We start from the raw sequence: 26450 nt of genomic DNA on the forward strand, positions 1-26450 counted from the left end.
GATGTTAATTGCGGGGCACTTTCAGCCTGCTTTCATTCCGGTTCGCAATCGCGCCGTTCGTGTCATGGATTTCCCGAGGTGGACGCGGCCGCCGCCGCGGGTTGCGCGGCGCGCGGCAGGGCTTGAAAGGTGGGGCGACGCGGGGTTGCGGACTACGCGGAAGTGGCCAGCAGTTGGCCGAGGAGGCGGCCGCCATGCCGCGCGTGGGCGGCCGTCAGCGCGGCATAGCCCACGACGACGCCCGCTTCGCGGCGGGCGCTTCGACAGAAGCCGCGGATCGATTGCAGCTCGACGCCGGCCGCGCGGGCTTGCGCGACATACGTGGCATCGTCGATGCCGGGCGGCAGCCACAGCACGAAATGAAAGCCCGCGTGCTCGCCGGTCACCGAGTAGCGGCCGCCGGCATGTTTCTCGAGCTGGTCGAGCACGATGTCGCGCCGCTGGCGGTACGCGTGGCGGGCGGCGCGCAGGTGCTTCGCGAAATCGCCTTGGCCGATGAAGCGGGCCAGTGCCAGTTGCGGCGCGACGCCGACCGAGCGCGCGGTCGCGTGCCACACGGCGGACAGCGCCGGCCGCAGTGCCGACGGCACCACCATGAAGCCGATGCGCAGCCCGGAAAACAGCGTCTTGTTGAACGACCCGCAATAGATCACACGGTCGCACGCGTCGAGTGATTTCAGCGCGGGCAGCGGGGCGGTCTGGTAGCTGAATTCGCCGTCGTAGTCGTCCTCGATGATCCACGTGCGGTTGCGCTGCGCCCAGTCGAGCAGTTCGAGCCGGCGCGAGACCGACATCGTGACGCCGAGCGGCGCCTGATGGGCCGGCGTCACGTATGCGGCGCGTGCATCGGGATGGCGATTCAGTGATGCGGTGTCGATGCCTTCCCGATCGACCGGCACGTCGATCACGGTGGCGCCCGCGATCGTGAAGATCTGCCACGCCGACGCATAGCCGGGGTCCTCCATCAGCACCGTCGAGCCGGGTGCGAGCAGCGTGCGTGCGACGAGGTCGATCGCATGTCGGATGCCGGTCGTGATGACGATGTCGCCGGCCTCGCACGGGATGCCGCGGTATTCCCGCAGGTACGCGGCGATCTCGGCGCGCAGGCTTTCGACGCCCAGTGCCGGTGTCGCGCCGAGATCGTCCGCCGTCGCGGCGAGCAGGCTGGCGCCGAGCGCCTTCTTCCATTGCTGCATCGGCAGCAGGCCGGGATCGGCGAGCCGCGCGACGAACGGGACGCCCGGACGCACGCCGTGTTCGGGCTCGGCCGGGGCGGTGGGCGCCGGGGGGGCGATGGTACCGGGGAGAGGGCTGCCGTCTCGCGACCGCGCGGCCGCGCGCAGATAGCTGTCCGGCACGATCGCGCACACGCGCGTGCCGGACCCTTGCGTGCGGGCGATGTAGCCCTCGGCGCACAGGACGTCGTACGCCGCTTCGACGGTGCCGCGCGCGATGTCCCAGCGCGCGGCCAGCGTGCGGCTGGATGGCAGCGGACTGTCGCCGGGCAGCAGGCGTTTCAGGATCGCGTCGCGAATCGTGTCGGCGATGCATTCCTGCTTCGAGTGCGGGCTGCCGCCCGACAGCCCGGCAGGGCGCGGCAGGTCCAGCGGAATCGCGGCTTTGCCTCGCGGCATAGTGGTCCAGTCGACAGTCGATTTAATGGTCCTTCAGCTTATATCACTTTCGCCTTAGATTGCTGTCGACCCCACTCATCCGACCGATCGGGACTTACCGCATGAAGACGCGTTCACTACCCCGCCGGGGCTGGCTGTTCCTGTTGATGCTCGTCGTGTGCCTGCCGCGCATCACGATCGATGCGTACCTGCCGTCGCTGCCCGCGATGGCGGATGCGCTGCACGGCACCGACGCGCAGCTGCAACTCACGCTGACCCTGTACATGGTCGGCTATGCGCTGTCGATGCTGGTGTCGGGGCCGCTGTCCGACCGCTACGGCCGCCGCCCGGTGCTGCTCGGCGGCCTTTGCCTGTACGTCGTCGCGAGCGTCGCCTGCGCATGGTCGACCAGCATCCCGGCGCTGATGGCCGCGCGCATGTTCCAGGCGCTGGGCGGCTGCAGCGGCACCGTGATCGGCCGCGTGATCGTGCGCGAACGCTTTCCGGCCGCGACGCAGGCCACGATGCTCGGCCATATTTCGGCGGGCATGGCGCTGTCGCCGGTGGTCGCGCCGCTGGCCGGCAGCGCGATTGCCGAGTGGCTCGGCTGGCGCGGCGTGTTCGGCTGGCTGGCGGCGGGCGGGCTGGTCGCGACCGCGATGGTGCTGCGCTACCTGCCCGAGACCCGCGAGCGCGACGCGCGGCCGCCCGCCGGCGCCGGGCTGCAGCGGACCTACGCCGGCCTGCTGCGCGAGCGGCGGTTCCTGCGTTATTCGCTCGCGATCAGCTTTGCTTACTGCACCTACTATCCGTTCATCGCGGAATCGTCGACGCTGTTCCAGCGGCACATCGGCGTGTCCGGGCCGGTCTATGCGGCGATCTTCGGCGTGACCGTGCTCGGCTACCTGATCGGTTCGAGTGCGTTCGCGCGGACCAGCACGCGCCGGACGGCCGATTCGGTCATCGCGGCGGCGGCGGCCGTCAATCTGGTCGGCGCCGCCGTGCTGTGGGTTGGCGGCGCGCTCGCGCCGGCTTCGGTGACGGCGCTCGTCGCGCCGATGTTCGTCGTGATGATCGCGGTCGGGATCGCGATTCCGGCCTGCCAGTTCGCGGTGATGCAGCCGTACACGAAGATCGCCGGCACGGCGTCGGGGCTGTTCTTCTTTATCCAGATGGCGATCACGGCCGCGTGCGGCGGCGTGCTGGCGGGGTTGTCGGACGGCACCGCACACCCGATGATCGTCGTCACGGTCGGCGCGAGCGTCGCGTTCGTCGCGGTGGTGGCCGGTTTCCGCGAGCGGCGCGTGACCGGCGAGGCGCGCATCGTGGCGCGCAACCGGCCGGCTGCCGAGCGCTGAGCGGCTGCCCCCGGCATCGCGGGCGGCGGCTTCGCGACACCCGCGCAACCCGTATTTGCGCGAGGCGTGGAGACGGAAAGGATCATGTAATGTAGCGGGCTGTCGCTGACCTTACCGGAATCCCCATGCGTGTGCTGCTCGTCGAAGACAACCCGAACCTGGCCCAGTCGCTGAACGATGCGCTGAGCGCCGCGCGCTTCGCGGTCGATCACATGGCCGACGGCGAGGCGGCGGACCACGTACTGCGCACGCAGGATTACGCGCTGGTGATTCTGGACCTCGGGCTGCCGAAACTGGACGGGCTGGAGGTGCTGCGACGGCTGCGCGCGCGCCGCAACCCGGTGCCGGTGCTGATCCTCACCGCGCACGGGTCGGTCGAGGACCGCGTGAAGGGGCTCGATCTCGGCGCCGACGACTATCTCGCGAAGCCGTTCGAGCTGACCGAGCTCGAGGCGCGCGCCCGCGCGCTGATCCGGCGCAGCCTCGGGCACGAGCATTCGCGCGTCGAGTGCGGGCCGCTTTCGTACGACAGTATCGACCGCAGCTTTCATCTGGCGGGCGAGCCGCTGTCGCTCACGCCGCGCGAGCGCTCGGTGCTCGAGGTGCTGATCCTGCGCAACGGCCGCGCGATCAACAAGGACACGCTGTCGGAGAAGATCTTCGGGCTCGACGAGTCGGTCAACGCGGACGCGATCGAGATCTACGTGTACCGGCTGCGCAAGAAGCTGGAGAACACGGGCGTCGCGATCGTCACGCTGCGCGGGTTGGGCTATCTGCTCGAAGCGAAGGCGGAAGGATGACCCGCCCGAACCTGCGCGCGCAGGTCGCGCTGTGGCTGCTGCTGCCGCTGCTCGGCCTGCTCGCGCTCGACTCGTGGCTCACGTACCAGCGTGCGATGAGCGCCGCGCACGTCGCGTTCGACCGCACGCTGTCGTCGTCGCTGAAGTCGATCCGCGAAGGCGTGCGGCTCAACGACGGCGAGATCGAGGTCGACCTGCCGTATCTCGCGCTCGAAATGCTGGAATCGAGCGACGGCGGCAAGATCTACTACCTGATCCGCGAGGACAACGGCCACACGATCACCGGCTATCCGGACCTGCCGCTACCGCAGGGCCGCGACGCGGGCGACGGCGCGCTGTTCGTCACGCGCTACTACGACGTCGTGTATCGCGGCGAGCAATTGCGGATGGCCGCGCTGCGCATCCCGGTGCACGACGTGCCGACCGCGCAGTCGCGTATCGTGTGGGTGATGGTCGGCGAGACGATCGAGGCGCGCCAGGCGCTCGCGCGCGAGATCCTGATCGGGTCGCTGTTGCAGGAAGGGCTGCTCGTCGTGCTGGCGCTCGGGATCGTGTGGCTCGGCGTCGGCCGCGGGCTGCGGCCGCTGAACCGGTTGTCGGCCACTGTCGCCGCGCGCAGCGAGGACGACACGACGCCGCTCGACACGGGCGCGATACCGAGCGAACTCGCGCCGCTCGTCGATTCGATCAACCAGTACATCGGCCGCACGCAGCGGATGCAGGTAGCGCGGCGGCGCTTCTTCGCCGATGCGGCCCATCAGTTGAAGACGCCGCTCGCGGCCGTGCAGGCGGGCGTCGAACTCGCGCTGCGGCCCGACGAGCAGCCGCGCGCGAACGTGCACCTGCGACGCGCGAACGGCGCGGTGCGGCAGGCCGCGAAAATCGTCCAGCAACTGCTGTCGCTGTCGCGGCTCGATTCGGACAGCGGTCATGCGGTCGCGCACAAGCCGGTCGCGCTGCACCGGCTCGCACGCAGCGTGACGCTCGACTGGTCGCCCGTCGCGCGCGCGCGCGACATCGATCTCGGCTTCGAGCACGAGGCCGACGTCGACGTGCTCGGGCAATTCGACTTGCTCGGCGAGATGATCGGCAACCTGATCGACAACGCGATCCGTTATGCGGGCGACCACGCGGTGATCACGGTGCGTATCTCGCGCGACGGCGAACAGGCGCGGCTCGACGTGATCGACAACGGGCCGGGCATTCCGGCCGACGAACGCGATGCGGTGTTCGAGCGCTTCCATCGCGGCAGCAAGACGCAGACGGTGGAAGGCACCGGGCTCGGGCTGTCGATCGTGCGGGAAATCGCGCGCGTGCATCAGGGCAGCGTGACGCTGACCGATGCGGTAGGCGGCGGCCTCGTCGTGACGATCCGGCTGCCGGCGGCGGCGGGCGACGCGATGCCGCGCGCCGCGTGATGGCGCGCGACGATACCGCACGCGAAGGGGGCGGGCGACGCTGTTCGGTTTCGGTTCCGGCTCAATCGCCGAAGCCGATCTCCGCTTCGACCGTTTGCCCGACTTCGAGCCACGCGCCCGCGCCTTCGACGACGATCGCATTGATGCCGAACGTCAGCGCGCCGTCGTAGTTCGGGTTCGCGCGATAGGTCTGCATCGTGTCGGTCGGCTCGTGCGGCCATGCGGGGTCGGGCGCGCCGGTGGCCTGGTCGATCGTCGGCATCGGGCAGCGCGTGCACAGCTTCACGAGCCGCAGCCGCACCGGCGTCTCGCCGTCGGCATCGAGGTGCTCGACGAAATCCTCTTCGTACGCATCGAGATCCGACACGACGATGTTCGGCCGGAAGCGGTTCATCGGAATGGCCGGCGCGCCTTTCGCGGCGAGCCTCGCGTTCAGGTCGTCGAGCGACGACTGGCCGATCACCAGCAGCGGATAGCCGTCCGCGAACTGCGTATGCGTATCGATCTCGCCGGTCCATTTGCGGTTGCAGCCGCGGCGCGCGTCGGGGCCGAAGCGCGCGAGCTTCGTCGGCACGCCGAGGAATTCGGTGAGCCACGCGGCCGTGTCGGCGCCCGTGTCGATCGCGTCGACGGTGTCGCGCCACACGGTCGCGGCCATCTTCGGCGTGGCGGGCGTCGCGTCGCCGTCGAGCGGCGTGCGGATTTCCGGCATGCCCGGCGCGTTCAGCACGAGCGCATCGCCGTCGAGCGTCGGGCGGAGCAGCGCGAGGCGCGGGTGCGTGCGCTGCGTGAGCATTTGCCCGTGCGGATCGGTGATCAGCCAGTGGCGGTCGTACGCGAGGCCCGTTTCCAGCAGTTGCGCGCGCGTCAGCGCGATGCCGGCGCAGGATTTGATCGGGTAGACGAAGAGTTCGGTGATGGCTGGCATGACGCTGGCTGAAGGCGGGATGATCGAAGCGCGATTGTGCCAGATCGTGCCGCAGCCGTTTGGGTGGCCGCGCGCGCCCCGTGCTCGTCACGCGAGCGGGAAGCCCGTGTCGAAGGTGGTGCGCACGTCGAGCGGCTGGCGCAGCAGCCCGGCCTTCAGGTAGAAGTCGGCCGTGCGCTGCTGTTCGGCGATCACCGTCGCATCGATCGGTTGCCAGCGCGTGCCGCGGCGCTCGAATTGCAGCTTCGCGGCGGCGGGCGGAATGCCGATGATGCGCGCAAGTGCGGCCGAATACGCGTCGACGTGCCGGTACGACCAGGCCTGCGCGCGCACGACGCGCCGCAGGAAATCGTGCAGCACGTCGCGTTTCGACGCGATCGCCGCGTCGGTCGCCGCCAGATAGCTGAGGCCCGACCACAGCCCGCGGCCGTTGACCAGCACGCGCGCGCGGCCGCTCGTTTCGGCGAGCGCGGTATAGGGCTCCCAGGTTGCCCACGCGTCGATCGAACCGGTGGCGAGCGCCAGCATCGTGTCGGCCGGCGGCAGGAAGCGGAACGACACGGCATCGGGCGGCAGGCCGGCCGCGTCGAGCGCCTTCAGCGTGACGAAATGGCCGATCGAGCCGCGCGTGGTGCCGATGCGCTTGCCTTTCAGGTCGGCCGCGCCTTTCAGCGCGGCGTCGGGCTGCACGAGCACGGCCGTGCCGTACGGATCGGAGCGGTTCGCGCCGATCACCTTGATGCGGGCGCCCGATGCGAGCGCGAAGATCACCGGCGCGTCGCCGATCGGCCCGCAGTCGACGGCGGCCGCGTTCAGCGCTTCGGCGAGCGGCGCGGCGGCCGGAAATTCGGTCCACGCGATGTCGTACGCGAGGCCGTTCAGTTCGCCGGCCGCTTCGAGCAGCGCGCGCAGCCCGCCTTTCTGGTCGCCGGCGCGCAGCAGCGGGCGGGCGCCCGATTGCGCGCGCACGGCGGCCGGCGCGGCGGCGATCGTGGCAAGGGCGCTCGCCTGGGCGAGGAAGTGGCGTCGGGTCGGATTCATCGTGAAGTTCGGTTGAGGGAAGGGTTCATGAATTCAATGCGGGAGCCCGGCTTGTACGTCACGCACGGGTTCCCGATCGACGCGCAGCAGCAGTGCGGTTAGCGCGTCGCCGCGGGTGGCCGGCGTGGACGGCTGGACAGCCGCCGTATCCGAGCGGCACAGCAGGTCGGCATCCGACCAGCCGGCGCTGCCCGGCAACGCGCGCGCCCGCAGCCAGCCGCGTCGATCCGCAAGCAGTTGCGTGCCGCCGAGTGCCTCGGGCGCGACGCCGGCAATCGTCGCGAACGCGCGCCACGCATCGGCGGTCGTCGCGACGCAGTTCGCGCGCGCTGCAGTCGACGGCGGTACGGGCGCGCCGCGTTCGGTGACGAGCAAGGTCTGCCAGCGCGCGTCTTCCGGCGGTGGCGTGGCGTCCGGCGCGAGCGCGACGACGCGCACGCGCTGGCCTTCGCGCCAGCGCTCGAGCGCCTGGGGCGCGGCGTCGCCGCACCGCACATCGAGGGCCGGCAGCGGGACCGGCATCGGCCACGCGCCTTCCGCCTGCGCGCCGCTGCCGGCGGCCAGCGCTTTCAGGTAGTCGAGCACGGCCCAGGTGTCCTGCGGGCCGAGTGTTGCCGCGAAGCCGGGCATCGTCGACGCGCCGCGCTCGTCCTGCGTGCCGTGGCGCACGCGCCAGAACAGTTCGCCGTCGAGGCGACGCGCGAGCAGCGCGCCGGCGAAGGTCGGCGGCCAGTGCGCGAGCGTGGCCGCGAGCGGCCCTTCGCCGCGTCCGTCCGCGCCGTGGCAGGTCGCGCAATGTTGCGCATACAGGTGCGCGCCGCGCATCACGTTCGATACGGAAAACGGCGCGGGATCGCGCTGGAAGCTCGTCGGCACGGCCGGTGCGAGCCACAGCGAAACAGGCGGCCACGGCGCGAACCACGCGATGGCCAGCGCGGCGCCGGCCAGCACGACACGCCACTTGCGCGAAGCGGGCGCGGTGCACGCGAGCACGACGGCCAGCGCCGTCACGCCGCAGGCGAGCGCGAGCTGCCGCGTGAGCCCGGCGTCGATGCGCAGCGTTTCGAGCGCGATGCGATGCGCCCACGGCCACGCGGCCTGGCCGTCGGCATCGCCGGTCAGGCCGATCGCATGCAGCCCACGCGCCAACGCGATTTGCGCGCGATACAGCAGTTGCAGGAACGCGATGGCCCAGTCGGCGAACGGCGGCGCGTTCATCGCGCGCGTCTCCGGCGGATCGCGGTCAAACGTCGAACGGCAGCCGGCATCTACCAGCTCGCATCGAGCCCGAGATGCCGCAGCGCGTGGTGCCGCAATTCGGCGAGGCGCGGGTCGCCGCGATGGCGCGGGTAGGGCAGGTCGACGCGCAGTTCGGCGACGATCGTTGCCGGGCGCGGCCCGAACACGATCACGCGTTGCGCGAGGAACAGCGCTTCTTCCACGTCGTGCGTGACGAGCAGCGCGGAGAAACCGTCGCGTTGCCACAGCGCGGTCAACTCGGCCTGCATCGTGAGCCGCGTCAGTGAATCGAGCTTGCCGAGCGGCTCGTCGAGGATCAGCAGGCGCGGATCGTTGACGAGCGCGCGGGCGAGCGCGACGCGCTGCGCCATCCCGCCGGACAGCTGATGCGGAAACACGTTCGCGAACTCCTGCAGCCCGACGCGCGCGAGCGCATCGTCGACGCGATGCTGCGCGGTACGCGCCACGCCGCGCGCTTCGAGGCCGAGCGCGACGTTCGCGTGCACGCGCCGCCACGGGTACAGCGTCGGGTCCTGGAACACGACGATGCGCGACGGATCGGGGCGCTCGATCGGCACGCCGTCCTGCGCGATGGTCCCTTGCCGCGCAGCGTCGAGCCCGGCGACGAGTCGCAGCAGCGTCGATTTTCCGCAGCCGCTCGGGCCGAGCAGCGCGACGAATTCGCCGGCCGCGACCGACAGCGACACGTCGTCGAGCACCGGCAGCGCACCGCCGGGGCCGTCGAACGCATGGCTTACGCGGCGGATGTCGATGCGCGCACCGCGCGGCGGCGTGACGGCAGGCGCCGCGACAGTGGCGGCGGACGGTTCGAGTACGGCGGCGCTTACCATTTGACGGTTCCTTTCTGCCACGCGAGCACGCGGTCGCGCACCGCGAACAGCAGCGCGATCAGCCCGGAAAACAGCAGCGCCATCACGATCAGCGCCGCATACATGTTCACGTACGACGCCCAGCCCTGCGCCCAACTCAAATACCAGCCGAGCCCCGACTTGACGCCCATCATCTCGGCGACGACCAGCACCGTGAACGACGCGCTCAGTCCCATGAAGATGCCGACGAACACGTGCGGGAGCGCGGCCGGAATCGCGACGCGCAGCACGAGGAAGCGTGCGTTCGCGCCGAGCGTGCGCGCGACGTCGTAGTACTGCTTGTTCACGCTCGCGACGCCCGACCACGTCAGCACGGCAACCGGGAAGCCGGTCGCCAGCGCGATCAGGAACGCGGCGGCCGAATAGCTCGACGGGAAGAAGTAGAACGTGAGCGGCAGCAGCGCGGTGGCCGGCACCGGCCCGAGCACGCGCAGCACCGGATGCACCCAGTAGCCGATCCGGCGCGACCAGCCGATCGACACGCCGACCGCGAAGCCGACCGTGACGCCGTACGCGAAGCCGAGCGCGAGCAGCTTCAGTGTGTTGGCGGCGCTACCGGCGAGGCGCGGCCAGTCGTCGACGTAGACCTCGATCAGCGCCTGCGGCGGCGCGAAGAACGGCGTCGGCAGCCAGCCGGTTTTGGCGGTGACGATTTCCCACGCGGCGAGCACGAGCGGCAGCGCGACGAGCCACGGGCCGGCCGGCCGTACCCGCGCGAGCCGCGTGCGGGTCGCCGCAACCCGATGGCCGAGCGTCGCGGCGACGAGCAGCAGCGCGGCGATCGTCCACGCAGCCGTGCCGAACGTGTCGGTGTACGCCCAGTCGCTGAAGCCGACGATCCGGTTCGGCCACAGTTGCGTGAGCGCGCCGAGCGCGGCCCACGCGAATGCGGCGGCGATTCCGGTCGGCCAGGTGCGCGCGCGCCGGGCTTCTGCGGCCAGCGTGGCTTCGCAAGTCGTGCAGGCTGCGCGCGCGGAAGCGCTGGCGTTGGCGTTCGTGTCGCCTGCCGGCGCCGACGCGGTGCGTGCGGCGCAAGCGTGTTCGATCGTCGACATCGCGTTACCCCAGTACGTTCGCATAGACCTGCTGCGCGAAGCGCTGCGGGTCCGTGCTCTTCTTCAGCACGCTGATGCGGCGGAAATCGTCCGCATAGAACGCGATTTCCTGCTGCAGGTCGACGTTGGTCGGGTGATGCGTGTAGGTGAGCGTCGCGTACAGCTTGCGCAGATCCTCGGGGCTGATCTTCGGCGAATACTTCGCGAACACCTTCGCGGCTTCGTTCGGGTTGTCGTGCGTGTACTCGGTGGCCTGTACGATCGAGCGCGCGAGCGCGGCGGCCGACGGCCGATCGTTGCGCACGAGGTCGCCGCGCGCGCCGATCACGCAGCACACCTTGCGCGCGTATTCGCCGGACAGGTTGGTCGCGAGTTCGGTGTACGCGCCGTTGCTGCGCTTTTCGAGCAGATACAGATTCGGGTCGCCGTCGGCGATCGCGTGGATCTCGCCCTTGTCGACCGCGACGCCGAGCAGGTCGGCCGGATACTGCCGCCACGTGATGTCGCGCTCCGGGTCGATGCCGTTCTTCGCGAGCAGGATCGAGAAGAAGTGCTTGCCGGGCGCGGCAAGATCGCTGACGCCGACGGTCTTGCCCTTCAGCGCCTGCAGCGTCGTGACGCCGGCCGCCTTCGCGCCGAGCAGCCGCACGCAGCCGCCGTGCGAGCTGCCGATGATCTTCACGTCGAAGCCGGCTTCGAGCGGCTTGAGCCAGCGGTGGATCATCCCGACCGCCGCATCGGCCTTGCCGGTCGCGATCGATTCGAGCAGTTGATCGGTCGAGCCGCTGTAGTTGATCAGCTCGACCTGCAGCCCGTTCTTCTCGAAGAAGCCGCGCTCCTGCGCGACGACGATCGGCGTCAGGCAGAACGCGTTCTGGTTCCACGCGAACGTGAGTTTCTTCAGCGGCGGCGCGGACCACGCCTTGCGGCCGAGCGTGATCGCCGGCACGGCGAGCACGGCGGCGCCGGCCGCGCGCAGCAGCCGGCGGCGTTGGTCGTCGTGCGTGTCGGCGGGCGCGGGTGCGGTGGTGTGGGTCATTGTGTGGTCTCCGGGGTGGCGCAAGGGCGGCTCAGTCGAGCAGATCGGGTTCGTCGGCGACGACGCGCGCGAACAGGCTGTCGAACGCATGCAGCGCACCGTCGGGGCCGCCGATCTGGCCATGCGTATGACGCGCGGTGGCGTGATCGATCGGCTGCGGCGTGCCGGCCGCTTCGGCCAGCAACTGCGTGTGCGCGGCGTTGTCGAGCGCGATGTACCACCACGCGGCGGCCTCGACCGTCGGGCCGGCCGTCAGAATCCCGTGGTTCTTGAGGATCACGCCCTTGTGCGTGGTGCCGTCCGGCTTCGCGAGCGCATCGGCGATCCGCGCGCCTTCGCTGGTGTCGACGACCATCCCCGTGAAATCGTCGAACAGCGCGTGGTCTTCATAGAACACGCACGCGTCCTGCGTGAGCGGATCGAGCGGGCGGCCGAGCGTCGACCAGGCCTTGCCGTAGGTCGAATGCGTGTGCGCGGCGGCGACGACGTGCGGATGGGCTTCGTGGATCGCCGCATGTATCGCGAATGCAGCCTTGTTCAGCGGCCGCTGGCCGATCGCGGTTTCGCCGCGTGCGTTGACGAGCAGCAGGTCGGACACCTTGATCTGCGAGAAATGCACGCCGAGCGGGTTCACCCAGAAGTGATCGGGCAGCTCCGGATCGCGTGCGGTGATGTGGCCGGCGAGGCCCGCCGCGAAGCCGAAGCGCGCGAACAGGCGGAACGCGGCCGCGAGCCGCTCCTGCCGGTGGCGGCGCTCGGCGGCGACGTCGACGCGCGGCGCGGGCGGGTCGAACCAGAAATGCTGGCGCGGGGTATCGGCGAGCACGAGGCCCGATGCGGTACGGTGGGGCGAGGACAGGACGGCGGACATGGTCGCGTATGGCTCCGTTGGGCTCGGTTGGGCTCAGGCGGCGCGGCGCGCCGCGTCGCGTGCGGCGACGGCGCTGCGCACGCGCGGAATCAGTTCGCGGCCGTAGTCGATCGCGTCTTCGAGCGGATCGAAGCCGCGGATCAGGAACGTCGTCACGCCGAGGTCGTAGTAGTCGAGCAGCGCGTCGGCGACCTGTTCGGGCGTGCCGACGAGCGCCGTCGAATTGGAGCGCGCGCCGGTGAGCTTCGCGATCTCGGTCCACAGCCGCTTGTCGACGCGCGAGCCGCGCTCGGCCGCCGCGAGCAGGCGGCGCGCGCCTTCGCTCTGCTGCGGGCCGCCGGCGCCGAGCCCGGCCGCTTCGCGCAGCCGGCGCGTCTCGTCGAGGATGCGGTGCGCACGCGCCCATGCTTCGTCCTCGGTCGCCGCGAGGATCGGACGGAACGACACGGAGAAGCGCACCTGGCGGCCGTGCTTCGCGGCTTCGGCGCGCACGCGCGTCGTCAGGTCGCGCACCTGGTCGAGCGATTCGCCCCACAGCGCGTAGACGTCCGCGTGCTTGCCGGCCACCGCGAGCGCCGCTTCCGACGCGCCGCCGAAGTAGATCGGCACATGCGGCTGCTGGAACGGCTTCACTTCCGAGAAACCCTGCTTGAACCGGTAGTGCGCGCCGTCGTGATCGAACGGCTGCGGTTCCGTCCAGATCCGCCGCAGGATGCCCAGGTATTCGTCGGTGCGCGCATAGCGTGCGTCGTGATCGAGGAAATCGCCGTCGCGTTGCTGTTCGCTGTCCGAGCCGCCGGAGATGAAGTGCACGGCGAGCCGGCCGCGGCTGAACTGGTCGAGCGTCGCGATCTGCCGCGCGGCGAGCGTCGGCGCGGTGAAGCCCGGGCGATGCGCGAGCATGAAGTGGATGCGCTCGGTCGCGGCGGCCGCGAACGCGATCGTCAGCGTCGCCGACGGGCCGGTCGAGTGATGCGGCACGAGGATCCGGTCGAAGCCGGCCGTTTCGTGGGCGCGGGCAAAGTCGCGCACATAGTCGGGATCGACCACGGGGCCGGACGCCGGATGGATTTCCGACTGCTTCTGGCTCTGGATCATGCCGATGAATTCGACGCTCATCTGGGTCTCCGGTGCAGGGATGTCCCGGCGCACGGCCGGCCGGGAATGGAGCGCAGGTTAACGCCGGGATCATGCAGAATGGAAATAATCAATCCCGATTTGAATATCAGATTTGCATGGTTTGGGGCCGCATGCGTTGCGCATACGCTGTGGGCTCGCAAATTGTGATCGGGCGCGCGTGGGTGCCGTGTTGGCCGCCTTTGTCATCCCTTCGCCGCCGTGTTCGACCTACCCAGGGATTCCGTTTCGATGTCCGCCAGCCTTGCCGCCTCCTCGCCGTCACCGCAACCCGCGCTGCGCCTCCTGCCGGCCGACGCCGCCACCGACGCCGCCGACGAGACGAACGACGCGCGCCTCGCCGCGCTGCTCGAGCGCCTCGCCCCCGAACTCGCCGCCGATGCGGCCCGCAACGACGTCGACGGGCGCTTTCCGCACGAGAACTTCGCGCGGCTGCATCGCGCCGGGCTGATCGCGCAGGTCGTGCCGCGCGAGCATGGCGGCGCCGGGGCGACGCTCGCGCAAGCGAGCCGGATCGTCGCGGCCGTCGCGCGGGCCGATCCCGCCACCGCGCTGGTGCTGACGATGACGTATCTGCAGCATCGCGCGCTCGGCCGCGCCGACAACCGCTGGCCGGCGCAGGTGCGGCGCGCGGTGTTCGACAGCGCGGTCGCGCACGGCGCGCTGATCAACGCGCTGCGCGTCGAGCCCGCGCTCGGTTCGCCGTCGCGCGGCGGGCTGCCGGACACCATTGCGCGCCGCGACGGCGACGGCTGGCGGCTGTCGGGCCACAAGCTCTACAGCACCGGCATTCCGGCGCTGCGCTGGCTGGCCGTGTGGGCGCGCACCGACGAACCGGCGCCGCGCGTCGGCGTGTTTCTCGTGCCGCGCGAGCGCGCGACCGACGGCGAGCGCATCCGCGTGATCGAAAGCTGGAATCATCTTGGCCTGCGCGCATCGGGCAGCCATGAAGTCGTGTTCGACGACGTGCCGCTGCCGGCCGAATATGCGGTCGACGTGCGCGCGCCCGACGCGTGGGTCGTGTCGGCCGCCACCCATGCGGATGCCGACGCGCAGGCCGATCAGCAGGCGTGGATGGTCGTGTTGCTCGGCAGCCTGTACGACGCGGTGGCGCGCGCATCGCGCGACTGGCTGGTCGAATTCGCGACGACGCGTGCGCCGAGCGGGCTCGGCGCGCCGCTCGCGACGCTGCCGCGCGTGCAGGAGGCGGTCGGCGAAATCGAGGGCTGGCTGCACACGAACCGGGTGCTGCTCGACGATCACATCGCGCGCACCGACGCCGGCAATGCGCCGTCGGTGACGACCAGCGGTCTCGTCAAGCGCACCGTGACCGAGCAGGCGATCCGGACGGTCGAGCAGGCGCTGAAGCTGTCGGGCAATCACGGGTTGAGCCGCGGCAATCCGCTGGAGCGCCACTATCGCGACGTGTTGTGCAGCCGCGTGCATACGCCGCAGGACGATGCGATCGCGGTGGCGGCGGGGCGGGCGGTGCTCGATGCGGCGCCGCGCGGGCAGACGCACGCGGCGGCGGACGCGGCGTCACGCAACGGGGGCGAACGCGGTCGACATGATGCGTGAGCCGGGCCGGGTTGCCGGGCACGGCAACGGCGTGGCGCGACGCAGACGCCGCGCGGCCGCCACAGTCAGGTCAAGCGGCCTTGTCGTGCGATCGCTCGGGCAGCGCGAACGCGGCGCGCGCATGCGCGGCGATGGCCGCGAGCGGCGCGTCGAAACGGGCCGCATCGTGCCGGCGCAGCAGCCACAGATCGATCTGCGGCTTGAAATCGGCGAGCGGCACGATGTCGAGCGCGTCGCGCAGCGGGCTGCCTTCGACGAGCGGCAGCGGCATCAGCCCGAGGCCGAACCCGTTCGCGACGCTCTGCAGTTGCAGGTCGCGGCCGTACGCGTCGAGCGTGACCGGCATCGGCAGGCCCTGCGCGTCGAGCGCGCGCCGCAGGCCCGCACGAAAACCGCAGCCGTCTGGATTGAGCACCCAGCCGCGCGCATGGCAATCGGCGAGCCGGTAGCTGCGGCGCGGCCAGTCGCCCTTGCGGCCGACCGCGACGAGCCGCGTGTCCAGCAGCCGAACGCCTTCGACCTGCGCCGGCAGCACCATTTCGCGGGCAAGGAAGACGAGCGCCGCATCGAGTTCGCGGCGGGTGATGCGTTCGACGAGCAGGCCGCCCCATGCGGTCGTGACGTGCGTCGCGAGCGCGGGCCATTGCGCGGCGAGATCGCCGATGAGCGCCGGCAGCATCAGCTCGCCGAGCCCCTGCGTGAGCCCGATCCGGAATTCGCCGGCCGGCGGCTGCTGTCCGGCCGTCAGTTCGCGCAGCGCGTCGACCTCGCGCAGGATCGCGCGACACTGTTCGAACACCTGCCGGCCGATGTCGGTCGGGCGCGGCGGCTTCGTGTTGCGGTCGAGCAGCGTCACGCCGAGCGCTTCCTCGAGATTCTGGACGCGCCGCGTGATCGCGGGCTGCGTCATCCCGAGCTCGGCCGCGGCCTGGCTCAGGGTCTGGCAGCGGACGACCGCTGCAAAAGCGTCGATATCGCTAATTTTCATGTTTGTTCTGCATGGTCTTTCAGGTGCATCATGACGATCCATCATATTCGGCATCATATTCGAGGAGACGGCCGATGAGTACGCTTTCGTTGCAACAGACGCCGCTGCGTCCGTTCGTCGAGGGGCTGGATGCGCTGCTCGCGTCCGGCGCGAACGAGGCGCGCATTCTCGACGAGGGCGGCGCGCTGCTCGCCGCGCTCGTCGAACACGACGACTGGTTGCCCGACGCGTTCGCGCAGCCCGATCCCGAGCGCTACCGGCAGTACCTGCTGCATCTGGACCCGGACGAACGCTTCTCGATCGTCAGCTTCGTGTGGGGGCCCGGCCAGGCGACGCCGATCCACGACCACACGGTGTGGGGGCTGATCGGGATGCTGCGCGGCGGCGAGTTCTCGCAGCCGTACCGGTTCGACGCGGCCGGCAAGCCGGTGCCCGCCGGCGACGCCGTGCGGCTGCGGCCGGGCGAGGTCGAGGCCGTGTCGCCGCGCATCGGCGACGTGCATCGCGTGACCAACGCGTTCGCCGACCAGGTATCGATCAGCATCCACGTGTACGGCGCGAACATCGGCAAGGTCGAGCGCGCGGTGTACCTGGACGACGGGACCGTGAAGCCGTTCGTGTCGGGCTATTCGAATGCCTGACGCGCAGCCCGCTGGCGTGGCCCGTTGCGGGCGCGCGCCGGCAGGGCCACGCTTGCTCCGTTCCGCTTCATTCACCGACTTCAACGTATTCAACATAGAGACATCGTGACGCAATCCGCCGATTCCATTTCCCGCTTTCCCGTCGCGTCGTACCAGGACGTACGCGCACGCTTGCTGGCCCGCGACGAGATCGCGCTGATCGACGTACGCGAGGAAGATCCGTACGCACAGGGCCATCCGCTGTGGGCGGCCAACTTTCCGTTGTCGAAGCTCGAACTCGACGCATGGACGCGGATTCCGCGCCGCGACACGCCGATCGTCGTGTTCGGCGAGGCAGGCGGCGAGGATCTCGCGCCGCGCGCGGCCGCGACGCTCGCGCGGCTCGGCTACACCGACGTGCGGCTGCTCGACGGCGGCCTCGCGGGCTGGGTTGCCGCGGGCGGCGAACTGTTCATCGACGTGAACGTGCCGAGCAAGTCGTTCGGCGAATGGGTCGAGGCCGAGCGCCATACGCCGTCGCTGTCCGCGCAGGAGGTCCAGGCGCTGATCGATGCGAAAGCCGATGTCGTGATCGTCGATGCGCGCCGCTTCGACGAGTACCAGACGATGAACATCCCGACGTCGACCAGCGTGCCGGGTGCGGAACTCGTGCTGCGCGTGCGCGCGCTCGCACCGAATCCGCGCACGCAGGTGATCGTCAACTGCGCGGGCCGCACGCGCAGCATCATCGGCACGCAATCGCTCGTCAACGCGGGGCTGCCGAATCCGGTCGCCGCGCTGCGCAACGGCACGATCGGCTGGACGCTGGCCGGCCAGACGCTCGAGCGCGGTGCGCAGCGCCGCTTTCCGGACGAGATCGACGCGACGCAGCGCGCCGAAGCGCGTCGGGCCGCCCGTGCGGTGGCCGAGCGCGCGGGCGTGCCGCGCATCGCGCTCGAGGACGTCGCCACGCTCGACGAACCGGGGCGCACGCTGTACCGCTTCGACGTGCGCACGCCCGAGGAATACGAAGCCGGGCATCTGCCGGGCTTCCTGAGCACGCCGGGCGGCCAGCTCGTGCAGGAGACCGACCATCACGCGGCCGTGCGCGGCGCGCGGATCGTGCTGGCCGACGACGATGGCGTGCGCGCGGACATGACCGCTTCGTGGCTTGCCCAGATGGGCTGGGACGTGCGCGTGGTCGAGCCGGCTGGCACCGCGGCATTCACCGAGCGCGGCCAGCCGCCGCGCGACGTGCCGGCGACGCCGCCCGTAGCCGATGTGTCGCCCGCGACGCTCGCCGGCTGGCTGAAGGAGGCCGCGCCCGGCGAGGTCGCGATCGTCGACGTGACGGCCAGCGCGAACTACGTGAAGCGGCATATCCCGGGCGCATGGTTTGCCGTGCGCGCGCAGTTGCGCGACGCGCTGGCGGCGATTCCGCCCGCGAAGCGCTACGTGTTCACGTGCGGATCGAGCCTGCTGGCGCGATTCGCGGCGGATGACGCCCGCGCGCTGCTGCCGGCATCGGCCGAGATCCGGGTGCTGACCGGCGGCACGGCCGCGTGGATCGACGCCGGGCTGCCGCTGGAGAGCGGCGAGACGCATCTGGCGTCGCCGCGCGTCGATCGCTACCGGCGTCCGTACGAAGGCACCGACAACGCGGCCGCCGCGATGCAGGCGTATCTCGACTGGGAATACGGGCTGGTCGACCAGTTGAAGCGGGACGGCACGCACCACTTCAACGTGATCTGAGCGACGCGGGGCAACCGGGTGCGGCACGTCGTGCGCGGCGCCCGGTCACGAAGCGGATCGGCGCTTCGAATCAGCGCTTGAACGTATCGACGGCCGTGCGGCCGACGGCCGGATCGTCGGTGAAGAAGCCGTCGATCCCCGCGCGCAGGTAGGCCTGGATCTCGCGCACCGAGCCGGCCGTGTTGCGAGTGGCCGGCGTGCCGCCGTCCTTCAGCGACGCGGGCAGGAAGTTGTTCTCCGGGCGGAACGTGTACGGATGCACGACGAGGCCGGCCTCGTGCGCGTAGCGCACGTACGGCGTCGGCTGCTGCAGCGTGCCGTCCGCGGCGACCGCGATGATCGACGTCTTGTACGGCCCGACGCCGTTCGCATAGGTCGCGATCTCGCGCATGCCGTCGCGCGTCGACAGGTCGCCGTAGGTGCGCGTGTCGTTCGCCTTCACGAAGTCGTACGGGCGCTGAGCGGCTTCGTCCATCAGCTGCACGAGCTTCCAGTTCGGCTGGCTCGACTTGATCCGGTTGCGGATCGTCTTCAGGTTCGCGACTTCGAACGACTGGATGTAGACGGTCGCCGTGCGCGACGTGTACGTATCCTTCAGCAGCGCGTCGACGAGGCGGTCCTCGAGCGGCAGGCCGATCGACTGGAAGTAGGTCGGATGCTTGGTTTCCGGGTACAGGTGGATCGTGCGGCCGGTCTGCGCGGACATCTGCTTCGCGAGCGCGACGATCTCGTCGAACGTCGGAATCTCGAACTGGTCGTTGTACGCGGTGTTGGCCGGGCGCACCTGTGGAATCCGCTCGCGCGCCCGCAGCGTCTTCAGCTCGGCGAGCGTGAAATCCTCGGTGAACCAGCCGGTCAACTGCGTGCCGTCGATCGTCTTGGTCGCCTTGCGGCTCGCGAACTGCGGCAGCGCCGATACGTTCGTCGTGCCGGAGATCTCGTTCTCGTGGCGCGCGACCAGCACGCCGTCGCGGGTCGACACGAGGTCGGGCTCGATCACGTCCGCGCCGTCCTCGATCGCCTTGCGGTACGACGCCAGCGTGTGTTCGGGGCGCAGCGCGCTCGCGCCGCGATGGCCGACCACCTGGACCTTCGCGGAAATCGGCTGCGTGGGATCGCGCGTCAGATCGTCGTCGCCGCCGCACGCGGCGAGCAGGAACGCGGCGGCACAGGCGAACGGGACGTAGCGCAGGGAGGTCGGGCGCTTGAGGAGCATGTCGATGAACCTTCGAAACGGAGTCGGAAAGGGCGTTCGCGCCGGTGGCCCGCCGGAATGCCGGGCCATGCGGAATCGAACGGTGCGCGATCGTCGCATCGAATAATTACATATGTATTACTTCAACCTTTCCGTTCTTTTTTGCCGGGGGGCGAGGCACGCGGCGGCGCGCTCGAGCGCAGGCTTGTCCGCGCCGCATTCCGGCCGTCACGGCGAACCCGCGCGCCGGATGCACTAAACTTGCGGGAATTTTGCATTGCCGCACCGGGGGCCGAGGCCCGCCTGGTGCGACGATGCGGCGACTCGCGGCCGGCGCGGGCGCCCGGCGCCCGTGTGCGTCCGGGGCCCGCGCCGGCCGATTTTTCCCGACCCATGACGACCCATACCGATCCCGCCTACCTGCTCGGCGAGCTGCTGAAGAACGTTTCCCGCTCTTTCTACCTGACGCTGCGCGTGCTGCCCGACGGCATGCGCGACCCGGTCGGCCTCGCGTATCTGCTCGCGCGCGCGGCCGACACGATCGCCGACACGGCGCTCGTCGCGCCCGATCGCCGCGCGGCGCTGCTGACCGACCTGCGCGACGACATCGAACGGCTCGGCGACGGCGCGGCGCTGTCGCGTTCGCTCGAGGACGTGACGCGGATGCAGACCGATTCGCACGAACACCTGCTGCTTGGTTCGATGGAGCCGATGCTCGCGCTGCTGCGCGCGCAGCCGGAGGCCGATCGCGCGTCGATCCGCAAGGTCGTCGCGACGCTCACCGCGGGGATGGAATTCGACCTGCGCACGTTTCCGCACGAGCAGTCGGGGCAGGTCGCCTCGCTGCCGACGCGCGACATGCTCGACCGCTACACGTATCTGGTCGCCGGCTGCGTCGGCGAATTCTGGACCGACATGACGGGGATGCACACGCGCGCCGCGCGTGGCTGGGATCTGGCCGACATGCGGGAGAAGGGCATCCGTTTCGGCAAGGCGCTGCAGATGACCAACATCCTGCGCGACTGCGCGAAGGACCTGCGCATCGGCCGCTGCTACCTGCCCGACGACGTGCTGGGCGCACACGGGCTCGTCGCGGCCGACCTGATGCAGCTAGAAGCATCGGAACGTGCGCGCGGCGTGCTGGTCGACCTGCTGCGCGTCGCACTCGACCAGTATCGCGACGCCTGCCTGTATACGCTCGCGATTCCGCGTCGTTTCGTGCGGCTGCGGCTCGCCTGCCTGTGGCCGATCATGATCGGCCTCGAAACGCTCGAACTGCTGGCCGGCCACGCGGCGTGGCTCGACCCGGCGAAGCCGGCCAAGGTGCCGAGAAAGCGCGTCTACCGGATCATGGCGGCGTCGCTCGCAATGGTCGGCTCGAACACGGCGGTCCGTTCGCGTCTGACCGCGCTCGCCGATGCGGTGACCGCGCGGCTCGCGCGCCCCGCCACGCGGCACTGAAGATCGCCGGCGCGGCAGGCGCCGGCATCGCCTCCCGGCCCGCATTCGTCGGGCCGTTCCCGTCCGGTCTCCGGCACGCCGACTAAAAACGTTTTCATGATTTCGTGTCTCGAAATGTGGGTGTCACGAACGTGGGCGATCCTGCGCGGCGGCGTGAATCGCGGCGTCAGCTTCGATCGCGCATTTGTAAGATCTTTTGTCGCCGAAGGCGTCTGACGACATTGGACGGTCGTGTTGCACCCGTAAAAATGTAAAGCTAGGGTTTTCACCGGCAAATGCCGGAAACGCCCGCTGCACAAGCTTTTCGGGCTGTCATGTAACCGTTTGGTGAACCCGCGCGTTGCGTCGATCATACGATGACCGACTGCACATGTTGGGAAACAATTGGTAATCCGTCAGAATCGCGTCGGCATGTACTCGCACATGTGTCGGTCATAAAACCACACCAGAAAAGAAACATTCTTTGAGGACGGAGAATCAATGAAAAAGCGCGTCGCTTTCGCCATGACGGCAGTCGGTCTCGCAGCCGCTACCGCCGCCCACGCCCAGAGCAGCGTGACCCTGTACGGTATCGTCGACAACGGTATCGCTTGGCAGAACAACTCGTCGGCAGTCGGTGCAACCTCGGGTGGTCACTCGAAGGTGCAGATGTCCACCGGCGTGTGGGCAGGCAGCCGCTTCGGCCTGAAGGGCAGCGAAGATCTCGGCGGCGGCACGAAGGCGATTTTCCAGTTGGAAGCCGGCGTCAACACGGCTAACGGCTCGTCGCAGTGGACCAACGGCATCTTCACGCGTCAGGCATGGGTCGGTATGACGAACCCGACGTACGGTACGCTGACGGCCGGCCGTCAGTACACGGCGTACTACACGCTGCTGTCGCCGTACAGCCCGACGACCTGGCTGACGGGCTACTACGGCGCGCACCCGGGCGATATCGATTCGCTGGATACCAGCTACCGCGCGAACAACTCGCTCGTCTACATGTCGCCGAAGTTCTACGGCTTCACGGTCGGCGGTTCGTACTCGTTCGGCGGCGTCGCAGGCGCGACGAACCGCGGCTCGACGTGGAGCGCGGCGATCCAGTACCTGAACGGCCCGGCAGGCATCGCGGTCGGCTACCAGAAGGTCAACAACTCGACGCTCGGCGGCGGCGTGTGGGGCGCGAACTCGACGGTCCAGAACGGCCTGACGGCAGCGGGCGACGGCAACCAGCCGGCAGTCTCGTCGATCAACAACGGCTACGCGACCGCGCAATCGCAGCAGCGTATCGCCGTGACGGCGGGCTACCAGTTCACGCCGGCATGGGATATTTCGGCGTCGTACTCGAACGTCCAGTACACGCCGGGCACGGGTTCGTTCTTCCGGAACAAGGCAATCTTCAACACGGCTGGCGCCGTGCTGCACTGGAAGGCAGCTGCTCAGTGGGACTTCGCGGCAGGCTACTCGTACACGGCCGCAACGCAGTCGAACGGCATCACGAGCTCGGCCAAGTACCACCAGGTCACGCTGTCGCAGTACTACAGCCTGTCGAAGCGCACGGGCCTGTACGCGGTTGAGGCTTACCAGCACGCAAGCGGCAACACGCTGAACGGCCGCGGCAACGCAATCATCTCGGCGACCACGTCGATCGGTGACGGCGTGGGCGCAGGTTCGAAGCAGAACCAGATCGGCGTCGGCGTCGGCATGATCCACCGCTTCTGATGTCGCGCGGCGCGCGAGCGCCGCTCACGGCATGCGGTATGAAAACCGGCCTTCGGGCCGGTTTTTTCGTTTACGTCGCGAGCCGATGCACGATCCGTCGCATCGGATCACTGATCGATCGGCGACTTCAGCGGCTGATGCTCGCCCGTCAGCCCGAACACGACGAGCTGCGCGGGCTCGGTCGCGCTCGCGTTGCGCGACACCTGATGGCGCGAGCCGGGCGGCTCGTACCAGCCTTCGCCGGCGCGATAGCGGCGCAGCGGGCCGTCATTCACCTGCGACAGCACTTCGCCTTTCGACACGACGGCGAACACCGAGCCGAGGTGCTTGTGCGCTTCGGACGCCTGACCGGGCGCATAGTCGACCGTCGCGACGACGGCGAGCTTGCCCGGCGCTTCGGGCACGGCCTGCTGCATGATCGCGTGCACGTTGTCGCCGGCGTCGTGCGCGTGGGCGGCGGCCGGCGCGGCCGCGGCGAGCATGAGCCCGGCGCACAGCGCGACGCGGGGGAGCGGGGAACGGATCATCGTCGCCGCCTCACTCGGGCATCTTGCGGAACGCGATCGCGAGGCGGTTCCACGAGTTGATCGTCGCGATCAGCATCGACAGGTCGAACAGCTCCTCGTCGGTGAAGTGCGGCTTCACGGCTTCCCAGACGGCGTCGGGCACGTGGTTGCCGGCCACCAGCGTCAGCGCCTCGGTCCATTCCAGCGCCGCGCGTTCGCGCTCGGTGAAGAACGGCGTTTCGCGCCACGTGACGACGGTCGCGAGACGGCGGTCGGTTTCGCCGCCCTTGCGCGCGTCGGTCGTGTGCATGTCGACGCAGAACGCGCAGCCGTTGATCTGCGACGCGCGCAGGCGGACGAGTTCGGCGAGCGGCTTCTCGATCGAGCTCTTCGCGAGGAATTCCTCGGCGTTGCGCATCACCTTGATCGCATTCGGGCTGGCGGCATAGAAGTTCAGGCGCGGTTGCATGGCAGGTCCTTTTCGGTTGGAGCGCCGGGGTGGCGCGACAGGACCCACTTTAGGACGGGTACTGGCCTGCTTAAATAGCCAATTATGTGGAAATTCAGGTAACCAGCGGTGTCTCGCTCGCGATGCCGGCATCCAGCAGCCCGGCCAGCTTCGCGAGCGCCGTGTCGATGCGCAGCGCGTCGATCCCGCCATAGCCGAACAGCAGCCCCGGGCGCACCGGCACGCCCACGTGGAACGCCGAAATTCCGTACAGGCCGATGTCCTGAGCCCGCGCCGCGCGAACCAGCGCCGCTTCGTCGAGCCCCGGTTTCAGGCGCGCGGCGAGATGGATGCCGGCGGTCGGGACGATCGCATCGAACCACGGCGCGAGTGTGCCGCGCAGGTGCGCGATCAGCATCTTGCGGCGCGCGTCGTAGTGCTTCTGCACGCGTTTCAGGTGCCGCGCGAAATCGCCTTCGTGCATGAAGCGCGCGAGCGCCGCCTGCGTCAGCGTGCAGGTGTGCCAGTCGACGATCTGCTTCGCCTTGGCCAGCGCGCCGCGCAGCGCGCGTGGCGGAATCGCGTAGCCGATCCGCAGTTCGGGAAAGATCGTCTTCGAGAACGTGCCGACGTACGCGACGAGGCCCGTGCGGTCGAGGCTCTTCAGCGATTCGACCGGCCGGCCCTCGAAGCGGAATTCGCCGTCGTAGTCGTCCTCGATGATCACCGCGCGGCGGCGCTGCGCCCATTCGAGCAGCGCGACGCGGCGCTCGAGCGTCATCGGCATGCCGAGCGGGAACTGATGCGACGGCGTCACGTAGACGAGCCGCGCGTCCTCCGGCAGCCGTTCCGTGACGAGGCCCTGCGCGTCGACCGGCACGCCGATCACCGTCGCGCCGAGCGACGCGAACGCGGCGCGCGCGGGCGGATAGCCGGGATCCTCGACCGCGACGACGTCGCCCGGCCGCACGACGACGCGCGCGAGCAGGTCGAGCGCCTGCTGCGCGCCTTGCGTGACGAGCACGTCGTCCCAGCTGCAGGCGACCGCGCGGCTGAATCCCGCGTAGCGCGCGATCGCACCGCGCAACTGCGGATCGCCGGCCGGATCGTGGTACTGGCCGGGGCCGCGCGCCTGCTGGCGCAGCGCGTGGTGCAGGCAGCGCCGCCATGCGTCGAACGGGAACAGCGTCTTGTCGGTCACGCCGCCGCGAAAGTCGAAGCCGGGCGAATTCTGCGGCGCGGGCATCGCGAGCGCGTCGGGCAGGTCGTTCCACAGCGCGCGCGCATCGACCGCATCGACGCGCGGCCGCTCGTCGACGATCGACGGCGCCGACGTCACCGCGGCGTGCGGCACGCGCGCGAGGCCGTCGGCGACGAACGTGCCGTCGCCGGCGCGCGTAGTCAGGTAGCCCTCGGCCACCAGGCGCTCGAATGCGTCGAGCGTCGTCTTGCGCGACACGCCGAGTTGTTTCGCGAGATCGCGCGTCGACGGCAGCCGCGCGCCGCCTTCGAGACGCCCGTCGACGATCGCCGTGCGCAATTGCCGGAAGATTTGCCCCGTCAGGTCGTGACGGCCTTCGATGCGGATCGCGATGTCCATCGCAGTGGTTACCTCGATTCGTGTGATTTCGGCTTGGTCAGCATACCGGAACTCGACCGCGCCGGCGGCGGTTCGGGGGCTCGCAGCCGCGGCCGCCATCGCGCGATTGGACCGCCGTGCGCTGCTGCCTTACGATCCACCACAAACCTCACCGCGGAGTGACCTCATGCTGTCCGAAGACGAACTGGCGCTGCTCGACGCGATCCGCGCCACCGGCAGCCTGTCGCGTGCCGCCGCGCGGCTCGGCAAGGCGCCGTCGACGGTGTCGCATGCGGCGCGCCAGCTCGAAACGCGGTTCGACGCGCTGCTGTTCGACCGGCGCGGCTACCGGCTGCAGCTCACGCCGGCCGGACAATTGCTGACCGACGAGGCGGCGCGGCTGGCGCTCGACGTCGCCCGGCTGACGCAGCGCGTGCGGCAGGTTGCGAGCGGCTGGGAGGACCGGCTGTGGATCGTCAGCGACGAGGTGCTGGAGTTCGATACGCTCCTGCCGGTGGTCCGCGCCTTCGACGCGCTCGATTCGGGCGTGTCGCTGCGCTTCACGCACGAGGTGCTCGGCGGGACCTGGGAAGCGTTGCGCGACGGCCGCGCGGATCTGGTCGTCGGGGCGACCAACGAGCCGCCGGCGATGCCGGGCCTCAAGTGGTTCGAGCTCGGGGCGATGGAGTGGGTGTTCGCGGTGTCGCCGCGCCATCCGCTGGCAGCCGCGAGCGGGGTGCTGACGCGCGACGCGATCGGTGCGCACCGCTCGGTCGTCGTCGCCGATTCGTCACGGCGGGCGGCCGGCCGCGCGTATGGCCTGCTCGGCGGGCAGGCGGTGCTCGCGGTGCCGTCGATGCGCGCGAAGATCCTCGCGCAGCGCGATGCGCTCGGCGTCGGCTGGGTGCCGCGCCGGCGCGTCGCGTCGCTGCTCGCGCGCGGCGAACTGGTCGAGAAGCCGACGGCCGATCCGCGCGAGCCGAACCTGCTGTACGTCGCGTGGCACGGTGATCGTGACGGCCGCGCGCTGCAATGGTGGCTGGAGCAACTGCGCGAGCCGCGGCTCGCGCGGCGGCTGCTCGACGGGATCGACGTGGTCGGCTGAGCGTGGCCGGCTGAGCGCGCTCGCTCAAACATGTTCGACGTTTTCGAACATGTCCGTCGTGCCCGTCGCACGGCAAGGCCGCGCGCCGCGCGCATCCTGTGTTCACGGTCAACTCACCGGTTCACATC

23 protein-coding genes are annotated in these 26450 nt (G+C 69.9%); 9 read left to right on the top strand and 14 right to left on the bottom strand.

All coding sequences use genetic code 11. From position 1 onward, the window contains the following. Positions 1-152: 152 nt before the first annotated feature. Positions 153-1634: a PLP-dependent aminotransferase family protein gene (locus HWX07_RS28225; RefSeq protein ID WP_175878514.1), complete on the bottom strand. Its 1482-nt coding sequence runs from the start codon at positions 1632-1634 to the stop codon at positions 153-155. Between the two features lie 101 nt (positions 1635-1735). Here HWX07_RS28225 and HWX07_RS28230 point away from each other — a divergent pair, with 101 nt between their 5' ends. The 3 genes from HWX07_RS28230 (at position 1736) to HWX07_RS28240 (ending at position 5189) form a co-directional block, all read left to right on the top strand. Continuing rightward, positions 1736-2971, top strand: a complete 1236-nt coding sequence (locus tag HWX07_RS28230; RefSeq protein ID WP_175878515.1) for a multidrug effflux MFS transporter — start codon at positions 1736-1738, stop codon at positions 2969-2971. A gap of 125 nt (positions 2972-3096) precedes the next feature. Continuing rightward, positions 3097-3771: a response regulator gene (locus tag HWX07_RS28235; protein WP_006479157.1), complete on the top strand. Its 675-nt coding sequence runs from the start codon at positions 3097-3099 to the stop codon at positions 3769-3771. After that, on the top strand, positions 3768-5189 hold the full coding sequence (locus HWX07_RS28240) for a sensor histidine kinase (protein ID WP_175878516.1): 1422 nt from the start codon (positions 3768-3770) through the stop codon (positions 5187-5189). The genes HWX07_RS28235 and HWX07_RS28240 overlap by 4 nt, the downstream gene beginning before the upstream one ends. Before the next feature lie 61 nt (positions 5190-5250). Here HWX07_RS28240 and HWX07_RS28245 read toward each other — a convergent pair whose 3' ends face one another. The 8 genes from HWX07_RS28245 to HWX07_RS28280 all read right to left on the bottom strand — a co-directional run bounded on the left by HWX07_RS28245 (position 5251) and on the right by HWX07_RS28280 (position 13371). Continuing rightward, on the bottom strand, positions 5251-6117 hold the full coding sequence (locus HWX07_RS28245; protein ID WP_175878517.1) for an MOSC N-terminal beta barrel domain-containing protein: 867 nt from the start codon (positions 6115-6117) through the stop codon (positions 5251-5253). 87 nt (positions 6118-6204) lie between these two features. Next, positions 6205-7158, bottom strand: coding sequence for an ABC transporter substrate-binding protein (locus tag HWX07_RS28250; protein ID WP_175878518.1), 954 nt, complete (start codon positions 7156-7158; stop codon positions 6205-6207). Between the two features lie 33 nt (positions 7159-7191). Continuing rightward, positions 7192-8376 (bottom strand): cytochrome c, encoded by a 1185-nt coding sequence (locus tag HWX07_RS28255; RefSeq protein ID WP_175878519.1) that lies wholly within the window; start codon positions 8374-8376, stop codon positions 7192-7194. 50 nt (positions 8377-8426) lie between these two features. Next, entirely contained in the window at positions 8427-9248 is an 822-nt protein-coding gene (locus HWX07_RS28260) for an ABC transporter ATP-binding protein (RefSeq protein WP_175878520.1), read from the bottom strand. Then, the gene (locus HWX07_RS28265; RefSeq protein WP_175878521.1) at positions 9242-10342 is read right to left on the bottom strand and encodes an ABC transporter permease; all 1101 of its coding nucleotides are present in this window, start codon (positions 10340-10342) and stop codon (positions 9242-9244) included. Before HWX07_RS28265 ends, HWX07_RS28260 begins: the two co-directional genes overlap by 7 nt. 4 nt (positions 10343-10346) lie before the next feature. Beyond that, a complete protein-coding gene (locus tag HWX07_RS28270) occupies positions 10347-11381 on the bottom strand; it encodes an ABC transporter substrate-binding protein (RefSeq protein WP_175878522.1) in 1035 nt (344 codons plus the stop codon). Between the two features lie 31 nt (positions 11382-11412). Next, positions 11413-12252 (bottom strand): class II aldolase/adducin family protein, encoded by an 840-nt coding sequence (locus tag HWX07_RS28275; RefSeq protein WP_175878523.1) that lies wholly within the window; start codon positions 12250-12252, stop codon positions 11413-11415. Between the two features lie 33 nt (positions 12253-12285). Further along, the gene (locus HWX07_RS28280; protein ID WP_175767496.1) at positions 12286-13371 is read right to left on the bottom strand and encodes an LLM class flavin-dependent oxidoreductase; all 1086 of its coding nucleotides are present in this window, start codon (positions 13369-13371) and stop codon (positions 12286-12288) included. A 249-nt stretch (positions 13372-13620) separates the two neighbouring features. Between HWX07_RS28280 and HWX07_RS28285 the strand changes: the two genes are divergently transcribed. After that, complete coding sequence (locus HWX07_RS28285) at positions 13621-14967, top strand: acyl-CoA dehydrogenase family protein (RefSeq protein ID WP_175878524.1); 1347 nt, start codon at positions 13621-13623, stop codon at positions 14965-14967. Positions 14968-15037: 70 nt separating this feature from the next. Here HWX07_RS28285 and HWX07_RS28290 read toward each other — a convergent pair whose 3' ends face one another. Further along, positions 15038-16012 carry a LysR family transcriptional regulator gene (locus tag HWX07_RS28290; RefSeq protein WP_175878525.1) on the bottom strand — a complete coding sequence of 325 codons (975 nt, stop codon included), beginning with the start codon at positions 16010-16012 and terminating at the stop codon, positions 15038-15040. Between the two features lie 17 nt (positions 16013-16029). Between HWX07_RS28290 and HWX07_RS28295 the strand changes: the two genes are divergently transcribed. Beyond that, positions 16030-16596, top strand: coding sequence for a cysteine dioxygenase (locus tag HWX07_RS28295; protein WP_011547818.1), 567 nt, complete (start codon positions 16030-16032; stop codon positions 16594-16596). 105 nt (positions 16597-16701) lie between these two features. After that, positions 16702-18327: a rhodanese-related sulfurtransferase gene (locus tag HWX07_RS28300; protein WP_175878526.1), complete on the top strand. Its 1626-nt coding sequence runs from the start codon at positions 16702-16704 to the stop codon at positions 18325-18327. Positions 18328-18397: 70 nt separating this feature from the next. Here the strand turns inward: HWX07_RS28300 and HWX07_RS28305 are convergent, their stop codons facing one another. Continuing rightward, positions 18398-19543, bottom strand: coding sequence for a glycerophosphodiester phosphodiesterase (locus HWX07_RS28305; protein WP_175878527.1), 1146 nt, complete (start codon positions 19541-19543; stop codon positions 18398-18400). A gap of 372 nt (positions 19544-19915) precedes the next feature. Between HWX07_RS28305 and HWX07_RS28310 the strand changes: the two genes are divergently transcribed. Beyond that, positions 19916-20983 carry a phytoene/squalene synthase family protein gene (locus HWX07_RS28310; protein ID WP_175878528.1) on the top strand — a complete coding sequence of 356 codons (1068 nt, stop codon included), beginning with the start codon at positions 19916-19918 and terminating at the stop codon, positions 20981-20983. A gap of 480 nt (positions 20984-21463) precedes the next feature. Then, entirely contained in the window at positions 21464-22684 is a 1221-nt protein-coding gene (locus HWX07_RS28315; RefSeq protein ID WP_175878529.1) for a porin, read from the top strand. A 107-nt stretch (positions 22685-22791) separates the two neighbouring features. Here the strand turns inward: HWX07_RS28315 and HWX07_RS28320 are convergent, their stop codons facing one another. The 3 genes from HWX07_RS28320 to HWX07_RS28330 all read right to left on the bottom strand — a co-directional run bounded on the left by HWX07_RS28320 (position 22792) and on the right by HWX07_RS28330 (position 25238). Continuing rightward, positions 22792-23211 carry a cupin domain-containing protein gene (locus HWX07_RS28320; RefSeq protein WP_175878530.1) on the bottom strand — a complete coding sequence of 140 codons (420 nt, stop codon included), beginning with the start codon at positions 23209-23211 and terminating at the stop codon, positions 22792-22794. 10 nt (positions 23212-23221) lie between these two features. Beyond that, positions 23222-23659 carry a carboxymuconolactone decarboxylase family protein gene (locus tag HWX07_RS28325; RefSeq protein WP_053524703.1) on the bottom strand — a complete coding sequence of 146 codons (438 nt, stop codon included), beginning with the start codon at positions 23657-23659 and terminating at the stop codon, positions 23222-23224. 94 nt (positions 23660-23753) lie between these two features. Beyond that, positions 23754-25238: a PLP-dependent aminotransferase family protein gene (locus HWX07_RS28330; RefSeq protein WP_175878531.1), complete on the bottom strand. Its 1485-nt coding sequence runs from the start codon at positions 25236-25238 to the stop codon at positions 23754-23756. A 166-nt stretch (positions 25239-25404) separates the two neighbouring features. Here HWX07_RS28330 and HWX07_RS28335 point away from each other — a divergent pair, with 166 nt between their 5' ends. Beyond that, positions 25405-26322, top strand: a complete 918-nt coding sequence (locus HWX07_RS28335) for a LysR family transcriptional regulator (RefSeq protein WP_124483494.1) — start codon at positions 25405-25407, stop codon at positions 26320-26322. The last annotated feature ends 128 nt before the right edge of the window (positions 26323-26450 follow it).

Source organism: Burkholderia sp. BCC0097 (assembly GCF_902832985.1).
In the GTDB taxonomy this organism is placed as follows: Bacteria; Pseudomonadota; Gammaproteobacteria; order Burkholderiales; family Burkholderiaceae; genus Burkholderia; species Burkholderia orbicola.